The organism is Mycobacterium sp. NGS29, assembly GCF_059812965.1.
Map to the genome: position 1 here is coordinate 12833 of NZ_JCALDR010000022.1, position 12886 is coordinate 25718.

At 67.7% G+C, this 12886-nt stretch carries 11 protein-coding genes; 3 read left to right on the plus strand and 8 right to left on the minus strand.

The genetic code is table 11. The annotated features are described in order from the left end of the window. Positions 1–5 precede the first annotated feature (5 nt). A complete protein-coding gene (locus tag AC5Y5Z_RS22755) occupies positions 6–1073 on the plus strand; it encodes a sulfate/molybdate ABC transporter ATP-binding protein (RefSeq protein WP_463824809.1) in 1068 nt (355 codons plus the stop codon). Between the two features lie 130 nt (positions 1074–1203). On the opposite strand, the gene AC5Y5Z_RS22760 is transcribed toward AC5Y5Z_RS22755, so the two are convergent. The 4 genes from AC5Y5Z_RS22760 to AC5Y5Z_RS22775 form a co-directional block, all read right to left on the minus strand. Continuing rightward, entirely contained in the window at positions 1204–1935 is a 732-nt protein-coding gene (locus AC5Y5Z_RS22760; RefSeq protein WP_499927695.1) for a sirohydrochlorin chelatase, read from the minus strand. After that, a complete protein-coding gene (locus AC5Y5Z_RS22765) occupies positions 1914–2654 on the minus strand; it encodes a phosphoadenylyl-sulfate reductase (RefSeq protein WP_463824807.1) in 741 nt (246 codons plus the stop codon). Before AC5Y5Z_RS22765 ends, AC5Y5Z_RS22760 begins: the two co-directional genes overlap by 22 nt. Continuing rightward, the gene (locus AC5Y5Z_RS22770; RefSeq protein WP_499927697.1) at positions 2651–4321 is read right to left on the minus strand and encodes a nitrite/sulfite reductase; all 1671 of its coding nucleotides are present in this window, start codon (positions 4319–4321) and stop codon (positions 2651–2653) included. The genes AC5Y5Z_RS22765 and AC5Y5Z_RS22770 overlap by 4 nt, the downstream gene beginning before the upstream one ends. A 113-nt stretch (positions 4322–4434) precedes the next feature. Continuing rightward, complete coding sequence (locus tag AC5Y5Z_RS22775; protein ID WP_463824805.1) at positions 4435–4536, minus strand: Ms4527A family Cys-rich leader peptide; 102 nt, start codon at positions 4534–4536, stop codon at positions 4435–4437. A gap of 149 nt (positions 4537–4685) precedes the next feature. Between AC5Y5Z_RS22775 and hemW the strand changes: the two genes are divergently transcribed. Then, complete coding sequence (gene hemW / locus AC5Y5Z_RS22780; RefSeq protein ID WP_499927700.1) at positions 4686–5858, plus strand: radical SAM family heme chaperone HemW; 1173 nt, start codon at positions 4686–4688, stop codon at positions 5856–5858. Between the two features lie 6 nt (positions 5859–5864). On the opposite strand, the gene AC5Y5Z_RS22785 is transcribed toward hemW, so the two are convergent. Further along, complete coding sequence (locus AC5Y5Z_RS22785) at positions 5865–7088, minus strand: sodium-dependent bicarbonate transport family permease (RefSeq protein WP_499927702.1); 1224 nt, start codon at positions 7086–7088, stop codon at positions 5865–5867. A 409-nt stretch (positions 7089–7497) separates the two neighbouring features. On the opposite strand from AC5Y5Z_RS22785, the gene AC5Y5Z_RS22790 reads away from it, so the two are divergent. After that, complete coding sequence (locus tag AC5Y5Z_RS22790) at positions 7498–8847, plus strand: salicylate synthase (protein ID WP_463824802.1); 1350 nt, start codon at positions 7498–7500, stop codon at positions 8845–8847. Between the two features lie 7 nt (positions 8848–8854). Here AC5Y5Z_RS22790 and AC5Y5Z_RS22795 read toward each other — a convergent pair whose 3' ends face one another. The 3 genes from AC5Y5Z_RS22795 to AC5Y5Z_RS22805 all read right to left on the minus strand — a co-directional run bounded on the left by AC5Y5Z_RS22795 (position 8855) and on the right by AC5Y5Z_RS22805 (position 12882). Further along, a complete protein-coding gene (locus tag AC5Y5Z_RS22795; protein WP_463824941.1) occupies positions 8855–9772 on the minus strand; it encodes a MerR family transcriptional regulator in 918 nt (305 codons plus the stop codon). A gap of 109 nt (positions 9773–9881) precedes the next feature. Next, positions 9882–10739, minus strand: coding sequence for an SDR family NAD(P)-dependent oxidoreductase (locus AC5Y5Z_RS22800; RefSeq protein ID WP_499927704.1), 858 nt, complete (start codon positions 10737–10739; stop codon positions 9882–9884). Positions 10740–10980: 241 nt separating this feature from the next. Further along, positions 10981–12882, minus strand: a complete 1902-nt coding sequence (locus AC5Y5Z_RS22805) for a PE family protein (protein ID WP_463824800.1) — start codon at positions 12880–12882, stop codon at positions 10981–10983. Between the last annotated feature and the right edge of the window lie 4 nt (positions 12883–12886).

A 12886-nucleotide genomic window follows, 5' to 3' on the forward strand; every position in this document is an offset into this window, starting at 1 on the left:
CGAAAATGACCAACACCGGTGACAACCAGGCCGGCCACGCGATCGTGGTGCGGGACGCCTATAAGAACTATGGCAACTTCGTCGCGCTCGACCATGTGGACTTCGTGGTGCCCAAAGGTTCATTGACGGCGCTGCTGGGCCCCAGTGGCTCCGGCAAGTCGACGTTGCTGCGCACCATCGCCGGCCTGGACCAACCGGACTCCGGCACCGTGACGATCGACGGCCGCGACGTCACCCGGGTGCCGCCACAGCGTCGCGGCATCGGGTTCGTCTTTCAGCACTACGCGGCGTTCAAGCATCTGACGGTGCGCAACAACGTCGCCTACGGGCTGAAGATCCGCAAGCGGCCCAAGGCCGAGATCGCTGAGAAGGTCGACCACCTGTTGGAGGTGGTGGGCCTGAGCGGCTTCCAGAACCGTTATCCCAACCAGCTTTCCGGCGGGCAGCGTCAGCGCATGGCGCTGGCCCGGGCGCTCGCCGTCGATCCGCAGGTGCTGCTGCTCGACGAGCCGTTCGGTGCGCTGGACGCCAAGGTGCGGGAGGACCTGCGGTCCTGGCTGCGTCGGCTGCACGACGAAGTCCATGTCACGACGGTGCTGGTCACCCACGACCAGGCCGAGGCGCTGGACGTGGCCGACCGGATTGCCGTGCTCAACAAGGGACGCATCGAGCAGGTCGGTTCCCCGACCGATGTCTACGACACCCCGGCGAACGCATTCGTGATGTCCTTTTTGGGCGCGGTGTCGGCGCTGAACGGGGCACTTGTCCGGCCGCACGACATCCGGGTGGGCCGCAACCCCGACATGGCGATCGCCGGCGGCGACGGATCAGCGGAATCGATTGGCGTGGTGAAAGCGACCGTTGACCGGGTGGTCACGCTGGGCTTCGAGGTCCGGGTCGAGCTGACCAGCGCGGCGAGCGGCGGGCCGTTCACCGCGCAGATCACCCGTGGTGACGCCGAGGCGCTGGCGCTGAGAGAGGGCGACACGGTCTACGTGCGGGCTACCCGGGTGCCGCCGATCGTCGACGCGGCGGTTGACGACGAGGACGACAAGGAGCTCGCCTCCGCGTAGGGCATCGGCCCGGCCACGGTCGACTACCTCGCCGAGCCTGTAGTGAGGGCGGGATTCTGGGCTTCAGGACGGCCTGAGTGCAGGCTCGGCGCCACCAGTGCAGGCTCGAGCTCCGCCAGGGACTACCCGATCAGGCTGCGACGCGCTGCGCCGCGGCTTGATCGAAGCGATCCAGCACGGTGGCAGCGACCAGCCGGTGCGCCCCCAACGGCGCCGCCATCTGGACACCGGCATCGTGTGCGAAGCGCTCGACCCGATCCGGGATGCGCCCCGGCGCCAGGAACCACGGCGCGATGACGACCCGCTGTGCACCGCGGCGCCGCAATCCTGCCAGCGATTCGGCCATCGGCAGTTCCGGGCGAGTGGCAAACGCGGTTTGCGCTGCGGCCCAACGGGTTCCTGCCATCAGCTTGGGTGCCACCTGGGCGGTGCGAGCATTCGCCGCCGCGTTCGACGAGCCGATGGCCACCACGAGCACGCCGACGGCAGGGTCGAGTCGAGATACCCCCAGCTCCGCGATCCGCTGGCGCAGCACCGACACCAGCCTGTCGTCTTCGCCGAGCACACCGGCTTGGCGTACCCGGTCACCGACAGCGCTGGACGCGATCTGGGCTGGAATGTCCACCCGCGCGTGGTAGGCATCGGCCAGCAGCAGGGGAGTGACGATCGAGTCCTGCGGGCAGGAGTTGAGCACGTCGATCAAGCCGGGAGTGTTGTGCTCGCAGAACGCGACTCGGACGTCGAGCAAGGGCCGCAGCCGGGTCAGCCGTCCCGCGACGGCGCGCGCGTTGGCCGCCGATCGCGGGTCAGCGCTGCCGTGCGCGGTCAGTACAAGGGTGGTCACGACGCGTGCAGCCCGCATTCGGTCTTGGCCAGCCCCTGCCAGCGTCCGCTGCGCGGGTCGGCGCCCGCCACCGGTTTGGCCGTGCAGGGAGCGCAACCGATCGACGGATAGCCTTCGTAGACAAGGGGATTGACCAACACGTCGTGCTCGTCGATGTAGTCCTGCATGTCCTGGTCCGACCAGGCCGCCAGCGGATTGATCTTCACCAGCTTGAATGCTTCGTCAAAGCTGATCAGCGGGGCGTTGGCGCGGGTCGGCGCCTCGACTCGACGGATGCCGGTCACCCAGGCGGAGTAGCCGCGCAGCGACTTACCCAGCGGGACCACCTTGCGCATCCGGCAGCATTCACCAGGGTCGCGGGCGAACAGATCTTTGCCATACAGCTTGTCCTGCTCGGGCACCGAGTGCTCGGCGGAGACATTCAGGACGCGGATGTCGTAGACGGATTCGATCGCGTCGCGGGTGCCGATGGTCTCCACGAAGTGATATCCGGTGTCCAGGAAAAGCACCGGCACGCCGGGCCGGACCTTGGCGGCCAGATCGACCAGCACGGCGTCCTGCATGTTGGAGGCCACCACGTACTGGCAGGTGGCCCCTCCGCGTGGTCCGTTGACTCCGCCGAAGTTTTCCTCGGTCCACTGCAGCAGTTCGGTGGCGTTGGCGCCCTCGAGCTCGGCCGCTCCGCGCGCCGCCACCCTGCGCAGTTCATCCTCGGTCCGCTTGGTGGCCTCCGTCATCGCAGGTCGTCCTCCTCGGCTCGAATGGCCCACTGGGCGAACCGTTCACCGTCGTTGCGATGCTTGAGGAAGTTGCGCGTCACCCGGTCGATGTAGTCACCCAGCTCCGCGCTGGTCACCTTGTGCTGCCGCAACTTTCGCCCGAACCCGCTGTCCAGTCCCAGACTGCCGCCCAGATGCACTTGGAAACCCTCGACCGGGTTGCCGTCGCCGTCGTCGACCATCTGACCCTTGAAACCGATGTCAGCGACCTGAATTCGGGCACACGAGTTGGGGCAGCCGTTGATGTTGATGGTGATCGGCACGTCGAGCTGGGAGTTGACGTCGTCCAGTCGTGCTTCCAGTTCCGGGGCCAGCGTCTGCGCCCGCACCCGGGTCTCGGCGAACGACAACTTGCAGTACTCAATACCGGTGCACGCCATGAGGTTACGGCGCCAGTGGGACGGCCGGGTCTGCAGATCGAGCTTCTCGAGACCGGCGATCGTCTCGTCGACCTTGTCGTCGGGGATGTCGAGGATGACCAGCTTCTGGTAGGGGGTGAACCGGACGCGGTTGGACCCGGCACGCTCGGCCAGATCGGCGACCGCCGTCAGGATGGTGCCCGAGACCCGCCCGGCGATCGGAGAGGCGCCAATGGCGTTGAGCCCGTTCTTGGTTCGTTGCACGCCGACGTGGTCGATCGGGTGCGGCACCGGTTCGGGGGCCGGGCCGTCGATCAGTGGGCGCTTGAGGTACTCGGTCTCGAGAACCTCCCGGAACTTGTCGATGCCCCAGTCCTTGATCAGGAACTTCAACCGCGCCTTGGCCCGCATCCGCCGGTAGCCGTAGTCGCGGAAGATCGATGTCACCGCTTCCCATACTTCGGGCACCTCCTGCAGCGGCACCCAGGCGCCCACCCGCTGACCCAGCATCGGATTGGTGGACAGGCCGCCGCCCACCCACAGGTCCAGGCCTGGCCCGTGCTCGGGGTGGTTGACACCGATGAACGAGATGTCATTGACCTCGTGCACCACATCCTGCAGCCCGGAGATGGCGGTCTTGTACTTGCGCGGCAGGTCGGCGTACTCGGGCTGGCCGATGTAGCGGCGCGCGATCTCTTCGATCGCCCATGTCGGGTCGAGCACCTCGTCCAGTGACTCGCCGGCCAGCGGTGAGCCCAGAATCACCCGGGGGCAGTCGCCGCACGCCTCAGTGGTCTTCAGTCCGACCTCGTCCAGGCGCCGCCAGATCTCCGGGACGTTCTCCACCTCGATCCAGTGGTACTGGATGTTCTCGCGGTCGGAAATGTCGGCGGTGTCGCGGGCGAACTCGGTCGAAATCTGGCCCAGCGTGCGCAGCGCGGCCGTCGACAGGGCGCCCCCGTCGCAGCGCACCCGCATCATGAAGTACCGGGCCTCGAGCATGTCCGTGTTGTCGTCGCCGGTGTAGGAGCCGTCGTAGCCCTGTTCGCGCTGGGTGTAGAGCCCCCACCAGCGAAAACGGCCCCGCAGATCGCTGATGTCGATGCTGTCGAAGCCCTCTTTGGCGTAGATGGTCTCGATGCGCTCCCGCACGTCCAGCGGCGCGCCGGCCTGCTTCATCTCTTCGTTGGGATTGAGCGGCTCGCGATTACCCAGCGCCCACTGACCCTCGTTGCGGGGGGCCTTGGCGGGACGTGCTGTGGTCATGCGGGGATCTCCTTCGCGGACATGCCGACTGGAACACGCGCAGCTCACCGAAGATTCCGGCGGCGCAGATCCGGCAGCCAGGCAGGTGGTACGGGTGGGCTGGGTCTACGACGTCAAGGCTGACAGCAACAGCTGCAAACGCGCTTGAGGTCGATATGCCGCCGCGCTACCAGCGCTACACGCAGGCTCGAGTTGGCGGCGGACACGGGTGCCATTCTGCCATGAATTGGCACCCGCCGTGCCACCAGGACAAATTTGATTTCACGGTGATTAAAACCACGTCGCAACCTGGGTGTTCAGATCAGGAAAACCTGGATTGAGCTGGGAATAACGCCCGAGCTGCGCCGCCGTGTCAAGATTTGGCATGGCTTCTCGCGCCGCGCCGGCAGAACTGCCGGCCACCCAGCCCGTTGCGGGGCGTCCGTTCGGGCTCTACCTGCACGTTCCGTTCTGCATCACCCGGTGCGGCTACTGCGACTTCAACACCTACACGCCGGCCGAACTGGGCGGGGTCAACCCGGATGCGTGGCTCGCGGCGCTACGTACCGAGCTCGAGCTGGCGGCGGCCCGGCTGCCGGAGGTGACGGTCGACACGGTGTTCGTCGGCGGCGGGACGCCCTCGCTGCTGGGCGGTGCACGTCTGACCAGCCTGTTGAGCATGGTGCGCGAGCATTTCACGCTGGCGCCGGACGCCGAGATCACCACCGAGGCCAACCCGGAGTCGACCTGGCCGGAATTCTTCGAAGAGATCCGGGCGGCCGGCTACAACCGGGTGTCGCTGGGCATGCAGTCGGTGGTTCCGCAGGTATTGGGGGTGCTCGACCGGGTGCACACACCCAACCGCTCGGCCGCTGCGGCGCGCGAGGCACTGGCGCTGGGCTTCGAACACGTCAGCCTGGACCTCATCTACGGCACCCCGGGTGAGACCGACGACGATCTGCTCCGCTCGGTGGACACGGCGATCGACACCGGCGTGGATCACGTGTCCGCGTACGCGCTGGTGGTCGAGGAGGGTACCGCGATGGCCCGCCGGGTCCGCAGTGGGGAGCTGGCCGCGCCCGACAACGACGTGCTGGCGCACCGCTATGAGCTGGTCGACGCACGGCTGAACGCTGCCGGGTTGGCCTGGTACGAGGTGTCGAACTGGTCCCGGCCCGGTGGTGAGTGCCGGCACAATCTCGGTTATTGGAGCGGTGGCCAGTGGTGGGGCGCGGGACCGGGCGCACATGGTTACCTGGGTGCAACGCGGTGGTGGAATGTCAAGCATCCCAACGCTTATGGTGAAATGCTCGCCGGCGGGGCATTGCCGGTGGCCGACTTCGAGGAGCTGGACGCGGCCGCCCTGCACACCGAAGAGGTGATGTTGCAGATCCGGTTGCGTCAGGGGCTTCCGCTGGACCGGCTCGGACCGGCCGAACGCCTGCGCGCCGACGTCGCGGTGTCGGACGGGTTGTTGGTGCGGGACGGCGCGAATCTGGTCCTGACCGACCGGGGGCGGTTGCTTGCCGACGCGGTGGTGCGGACCCTGCTGGACTGACCGCCCCTAGACGCCGAACAGGTGCTGGAAGGCGCGGGCGATCTCGATGTACAGCGGAATCCCGATCGTCACGTTGTAGGAGAACGTCAACCCCAGTGACGCGGCCAACGGCAGCGTCGGACTGGCTTCGGGGATCGCCAGGCGCTGCACGGCCGGCACTGCGATGTAGGACGCCGCGCCGCACAGCACCGCGAACAACACGTAGGTTCCGGCCTTGAAGTCGGTGTGGGTCAGGGACGCGTAGCTGCAAGCGACGATAATCCCCAGTGTCGCAAAGACATTGGGGGCCAACAGGCCGAACAGGATGAAGCCCGGGCCGGCCTGCCGGAGGTCCTTGAGTTTGCGTGCTGCCGTCATACCCATTTCCAGCAGGAACAGGCAGAGCACGCCCTGGAAGGCCAGCACGAAGAACCTGTCATCGTCGGCGACGACCTTCTGTCCCTGCAGCCCGCTGATCAGACCGATGACGATGCCGCCGATCAGCAGCACGAGTCCCGGGTTGAGGAATACCTCTTGGAGAAGCTCGCGGGTCAGGATGCGCTTGCCCGACGGACCCGGTGCGGACTGCTTTTCCTCCCGGCCCGGGTGGTCGATTTGTTCGAGTGCTGTTGCCCGTTCGGCTGCGAGTTCGCTTTCCAGGTTCAGGCTGTCGCCCGGCGCCGGGCGGGCGGCGGTGCCGGGGCCGATCCCCGCTTTGAGCGTGTACCCGGGCTCGCCGGGCATGTTCCCCGCCGCGTCGAGTCCGTTATGCCGCAGCCGCGCAACGAAAAACAGCGCGGCCAGGCATCCGGGGATCTCCATGACCGCCAGCATCACGGGCATGTAGGCGTTGAAGGCGATGTTCGTGGCGGTCAGAACCGCTACACAGGTCGCGAATGTTCCTGCCGAGTCCGATCCGTAGTAGCCGGCGACGGTGGCCATATCAATTCGTCGCAAGGACTTCAGACGGCTCAGCATCAGGTAGGCCAACCCGCCGATGGCGAAGTTCAGCACGAAACCCAAGGCCATGAAACCCACCACGGCCCCGATGCTGGCGGTGTTGATCTGCGCGAGTTCTTCACCGCCGTGCCAGCCGATGGCCAGCAGCAGGTACAGCGTGAGGCCCTGGTAGAGGACGTAGGGGAACTCGAACCGGACTTTGAGGATCGGGATCAGGAAGCCGAAGTAGAAGAACAACAACAGTGGCTTGAACAAGTTGTGCGTGAAGTTGTCCCAGAACTCGTGCAGCATGAGCACCTCCGAGGGGCGGGCGAGACAAGGAAGTACTGACCGCGGAGCTTTCGCGGCGACCAACTACATCCGAGTTGACGCTGAGAATCTAGCCGGGCTCCGGTGTGGCTGCCACTCACCAACGGATTGAAAGACGCTGGCTGGGGCAATATTTGACGATTACGCCGCCCGCGAAACGCGCTGGTAACGATCGCATCGGGCAACTGCGCTGGCTGACGCGTTGTGTTTCACGGCGGTGTGGGTGACGTACGAATGTGCTGTCAACTCACTGGGAGTGCGAGTGTCGCGACCTTCGTGCCGTCACAGATGATCGGTGCTCTGATGATGGGTGTGCCTGCCAACCACAACGGGAGGTAGCACCGTCGGGGCGGCGCGCGCCCAGGGCATAGGTTAGGCTACATTTACTTGCGTGATGGAGGCCAGCGTCGAGACGAATTCTGCCAGCACTGCATCACTGGCCATACCGTTACCCCCGGACATTGATCCCGCCGACTTGGCGGCCGGGCTCGTCGCCGAGCTCATCGAGCCGACCGGGGAGCAGTACCTGCTCTACGAGCAGGACGGGCAGTGGGTGCTGGCCTGCGGTGTGCAGGCGATGGTGGAGCTGGACAGCGACGAACTGCGGGTCATCCGCGACGGCGTGACGCAGCGACAGCAGTGGACCGGACGTCCCGGCGCGGTGCTGGGCGAAGCCGTCGACCGGCTGTTGCTGGAGACCGACCAACTCTTCGGCTGGGTGGCCTTCGAATTCGGCGTCTACCGTTTCGGGCTGCAGCAGCGACTGGCCCCGCACACCCCGCTTGCCCGGGTCTTCTGGCCGAGGACCCGCATCGTGCTGGCTCGAGACGAGATCCGACTCCATGGTGCGGGGCCGGACGAACGGGCGGCGGTGCACCGGTTGCTCAGCGCGGGTCCGCGCCGCGAGCCGCCGACCCGGGCGGTCCAACTGTCCGATGACCCTTCTGCCTACCGCGAGCGGGTGAGTCGCGCGGTCGGCGAGATCGCGTCGGGGCGCTACGACAAGGTGATCCTGTCCCGCTGCCTGGAAGTGCCGTTCGCGCTCGACTTCCCCGAGACCTACCGGCTGGGCCGACGCCACAACACGCCGGTGCGCTCGTTTCTGTTGCGGCTTGCCGGTACTCGCGCGTTGGGCTACAGCCCCGAACTCGTCGCTGCCGTTGCGCCCGACGGTGTGGTGGTCACCGAGCCGCTGGCCGGCACCCGCGCCCTCGGTCGCGGACCCGCACACGACCTGCAGGCACGGTACGATTTGGAGTCGAACTCCAAAGAGATTGTCGAGCATGCCATTTCGGTCCGCACCTCGCTTCAGGAGGTCGCCGAGATCGCTGAGCCGGGGACCGCGGCCGTCATCGACTTCATGGCGGTGCGCGAACGCGGCAGTGTGCAGCACCTCGGCTCGACAGTGACCGGGCGCCTGGACCCGGCCAGCGACCGGATGGATGCGCTGGAAGCGCTCTTCCCGGCGGTCACCGCCTCGGGTATCCCGAAAGCGGGTGGCGTGGAAGCAATCCTGCGCCTGGACGAGGCTCGTGGATTGTATTCCGGTGCGGTGGTGATGTTCTCGGCCGACGGCGGGCTCGATGCGGCGCTGGCGCTGCGGGCGGCTTACGAACGTGACGGCCGCACCTGGCTGCGGGCCGGCGCAGGCATCATCGAGGCGTCCGACCCCGAGCGGGAGTTCGAGGAGACCTGCGAGAAGTTGTCGACGTTGGCGCCCTATCTGGTCGAACGCCGTTGACCTGACATCAGTGTGGCTGCTCGAATTCGGCGGGTTGCTTGAGGTAATCCGCGAGCAGCTGGCTGACCAGAGATTCGATGGTCGACTCGATGGACGACGCCAGCGTTGCGGTGACAGTCGCGACCGCCTGCGTGCGGAATCGGACCAGCATGGTGATCAACTCGGCGACTTCGGCGTCGGCGGGCAGCGCTTCGCCGGGCTTGATGCGGTTGGCGACGTGCTCGAAACCGGCCTGCACCAGCAGGTCACTGATTTCGTCGATCTTCGGCAGAATCTGCTCGTGCAGGTCGATGAGTTTGTCCGCGCTCACGCCGTAGCCGCGCACTTCGTTGAAGGCGTCGATCAGCTTGGGCCGGGTGATGGTGGCCTGATCGCCGTCCACTCGGATCACCTGCAACCCGACCATTCGATCGAAAGCGCCTGCGTCACCGACGAGTTCGCGCGCCGCGGCCAGTGACATGGTCTGTGGCCGCTCGGTGGTCCAGGTGCCCACGATGGCCGATTCCAGTCCGAGCACGTCGCCGAGGTTTTTGCCCTCCTCCCAGGCGCTGAGCATCTCGCGCACATGGGCGATGTTGTAGCCGCGGTCGAGCATCGAGGTGATGAGTCGGAGCCGGGTGAGGTGGGTGTCGTTGAACAGTGCTATCCGCCCGACGCGCAACGGCGGCGGCAACAGGTCGCGGTCGCGGTACACCCGAATGTTGCGGGTGGTGGTACCGGCCAGCCGCGCCAACTCGTCGATCCGGTACTCCCCGGACGTTCCGATTCCGGAGGGATGCCCGACCGCGGCGTCGAAGAGCTGGGCGACGGCCGCCTCGACGAAGTCACGCGATTGCCGGCGCACGCGGTGCGGAGCGCGCCGCAGGTTGTAGAGCACCCCGGCGATCGTGCCCGGTTCAGGTCGTGCCGGCCGTTGCGTTGCCAACAGATCCCCGGTTACGTTGTCCGGCAACGATGTGAGCGGCGCACCGTCAGCGTCACGTGTGCATAGCTAGCTTGTTCGGGTCCACCGGATTTCCCTTCCGCCGCGTGTATCAGCGGCTGGCCACCCGCGATATCAGACCGGCCGTGCGCGTATATGCGCCCGGCGCCAGCCGTTTGATATTCCAACCGATCTTGGCCTCCAGTTGTGGCATGCAGTAGAGGTCGCCGCGATCGTGGGCGTCCAGACAGACGCGCGCGACTTTCTCCGCGGTGTAGCCGGTCCAGCTCATCAGCTTGGTGGCCAGCTGGCTGGACTCTTCACTGATGCGACCGGAGCCGACGATGTTGGTCTTGACGAAGGTGGGACACAACACAGTGACTTTGACTGCGCTGCCTGACAATTCGGCCGCCAGCGTTTCCGACAGGGAGAGCACCCCGGCTTTACTGACGTTGTAGGCGCCCATGCCCGGAGCCGCACCGAACGCCGCCGCCGACGCGACGTTGATGATGCCGCGGTCCGCGTGGGCGGGTCCGGCCTCGCGCAGGATCGGGGTGAACACCTGGCAACCGTGAATCGGACCCCAGAGGTTGATGCCCAGCACCCAGGTCCAGTCATCGAGCGCAATCTCGCCGATGGGTGCCCCGCCGGCGCCCACGCCGGCGTTGTTGATCACCAGAGTCGGCGGTGCCCCGAACCACGCTTGTGCCTCCTTGGCCAGGGCGACGACCTCGTCGAATACCGAGACATCACAGCGCACCGCGACGGCTTTGGCGCCCAGGTCGGTGAGCGCGTCGACGGTTTGTTGGGCGGCTTCCAGGTCGATGTCGCTGCACACCACTGCGCCGCCCCGGCGAGCGAGTTCGACGGCGAAGGCGGCGCCGATGCCGCTGCCGGCACCGGTGACGACCGCCAGCGCATCGCGGCTGGTGCATTTCCTGTTCAGGAGCTTGTCCAGGGGACCAAACATCAAACCGCCTCTGCCACTGTGCTTGGCCGGGGTGAGTCCCCGGGGAATCGAACGTAGCTGACCGCGATCGCACCGCACGAGCGCAGTGTCCCGCACCTCGGAGCGCCGTCGTTCATGTCACGGAGTCAATATCAAATGGTGACATTAGTCAATGGCAGGTTCTGGCCGATCCATTCGGAAACACGCTGCACCCAGGTGTCCGACTACTTCGGAATACGTTGCGTGGGTGGCGACCTGACGTCTAGGCAGGACGCCCGGACGAGCCGTCGAATCCATCGGCGCCGTCGGCACCGACCGCGCCCTGGTGCAGGCCGTGCGCACCAGCTTGCCCCGGAATACTGAAGCCGCCCTTGGTTCCTACACCGACACCTGGGTCCCCGCCCGCGCCGTAGCCACCGCCGGCACCCCCGCCGCCACCGTCCGCACCGCCACCTCCGCCGCCCGGACTACCGGCCGAACCGAACAAACCGCCCGCGCCGGCGTTGCCGCCGTTCCCCCCACTACCGCCCTGGCCGCCGTCACCACCGGTGCCACCGTCACCGCCGGTGCCTCCGTTGCCGCCGCTGCCACTGCCGCTGCCGCTGTCCTTACTGATAGAGCCCACGCCGGTGCCGCCCTGACCACCTTTGCCGCCGTCTCCTCCTACAGCGCCCTGACCGCCGGACCCGCCGGCCCCGCCCAGGCCGCCGTCACCACCGGTCCCGAACAGCAGTCCGCCTCGACCGCCGGCGCCACCGCTGCCGCCCTGGCCGCCCGCGCCACCGGATGCGCCGATCCCCCCGGTGCCACCGTCGCCACCGTTGCCGCCGAACCCACCGATCACGTTGCCGCTGTTGGCACCGCCGTAGCCTGTCCCGCCCATCCCGCCGGTTCCCCCGGTCCCGCCACTGATCCCGCCCGTTCCGCCCAGGCCGCCCTTGCCGCCTTGGCCGAGGCCAGCGGGGCCGCCCGGTCCCGCACCCAAACCGCCGTATCCGATTCCACCTGTTCCGCCGTCACCACCAGCTGCGCCCGTGCCGCCGGTGCCGCCGGTGCCGCCGATACCACCGGTGCCGGTACCGCCGGAGTTACCGGGTCCGGACGAGGCGCCACCGACGGCGTCGCCACCGCTGCCACCCAGACCGCCCACCGTGCCGGCCACCGCATCGGTGCCGCCGTTACCGCCGTGACCGCCGTGGCCCCCGGTGCCGGCGGCGCCCGTGTTCGCGCTGCCCTCACCGCCGGCACCACCCTGGCCGCCGGCCTGCGTGGGGGTGGCGCCGTCGGCGCCGGTGGTGCCGGGACTGCCGACAGGGTTCCCGCCCTTGCCGGGGATGCCGCTGTCGGCATAGTCGGACGGATTCAGCGCAGTGGCGTTGACGCCCGGCGCGCCCTGCGCACCCGCCCCGCCCTTTCCGCCCGCACCACCGTTGCCGGACAGGTACCCCGCGGTCCCGCCGCTACCACCGTCGCCTCCGTCGAGTCCGGCTGCCGTGGCGTTGCCACCGTCGCCACCCCTGCCTCCGTTGCCGAACAACCAGCCGCCGGCGCCGCCGTTGCCTCCGGCCGCCCCTGCCCCGCCGGCGCCTCCGAGGCCGCCGTTGCCGTACAGCCAGCCGCCGGCACCGCCGGCGCCACCGGCCTGGCCTGGAATCCCCGCCCCGCCGGCGCCACCGTTACCGATCAAGCCGGCCGCCCCGCCGTTGCCCCCCGCATGCCCGGCGACGGCAGTCCCGCCCTGACCACCGTTGCCGTACAGCAACCCGCCGGCCCCGCCGTCCTGGCCGGGCAGCCCGGCCGTCCCGTCACCGATCAGCGGACGGCCCAGCAGTGCCTGGGTCGGTGCGTTGATGAGGTTCAGCAGTTCTTGCAACGGCGCCGCACCGGCGGCTTCTGCCTGCGCGTAGCTGACCGTCGTCGCGGCCAGCAGGCGGGCAAACTGCTCCTGCGATGCCGCCAATTGAGTGTTCAGTGCCTGGAACTGTCGCGCGTGGGAGCCGAACAGCGCGGCAACGGCCTCCGATATCTCGTCCCGGGCCGCGGCCAGGACATTGGTGGTGGGCGCCGCCGCGGCGGCGCCGGCTGCGTCGATGGAGGCGCCGATGCCGGCTAATTCCGTTGCCGCCGTTGCCACTATCTCGGGTGCCACCATCACAAACGTCATCGAC

Excerpts from the sequence above, each read along its gene's own strand:
- AC5Y5Z_RS22775 (WP_463824805.1), bottom strand. The coding sequence starts at position 4,536 with ATGGCACCCGTGTCCGCCGCCAACTCGAGCCTGCGTGTAGCGCTGGTA.
- hemW (WP_499927700.1), top strand. The coding sequence starts at position 4,686 with ATGGCTTCTCGCGCCGCGCCGGCAGAACTGCCGGCCACCCAGCCCGTT.
- AC5Y5Z_RS22765 (WP_463824807.1), bottom strand. The coding sequence starts at position 2,654 with ATGACGGAGGCCACCAAGCGGACCGAGGATGAACTGCGCAGGGTGGCG.
- AC5Y5Z_RS22805 (WP_463824800.1), bottom strand. The coding sequence starts at position 12,882 with ATGACGTTTGTGATGGTGGCACCCGAGATAGTGGCAACGGCGGCAACG.
- AC5Y5Z_RS22755 (WP_463824809.1), top strand. The coding sequence starts at position 6 with ATGACCAACACCGGTGACAACCAGGCCGGCCACGCGATCGTGGTGCGG.
- AC5Y5Z_RS22785 (WP_499927702.1), bottom strand. The coding sequence starts at position 7,088 with ATGCTGCACGAGTTCTGGGACAACTTCACGCACAACTTGTTCAAGCCA.
- AC5Y5Z_RS22760 (WP_499927695.1), bottom strand. The coding sequence starts at position 1,935 with ATGCGGGCTGCACGCGTCGTGACCACCCTTGTACTGACCGCGCACGGC.
- AC5Y5Z_RS22770 (WP_499927697.1), bottom strand. The coding sequence starts at position 4,321 with ATGACCACAGCACGTCCCGCCAAGGCCCCCCGCAACGAGGGTCAGTGG.
- AC5Y5Z_RS22800 (WP_499927704.1), bottom strand. The coding sequence starts at position 10,739 with ATGTTTGGTCCCCTGGACAAGCTCCTGAACAGGAAATGCACCAGCCGC.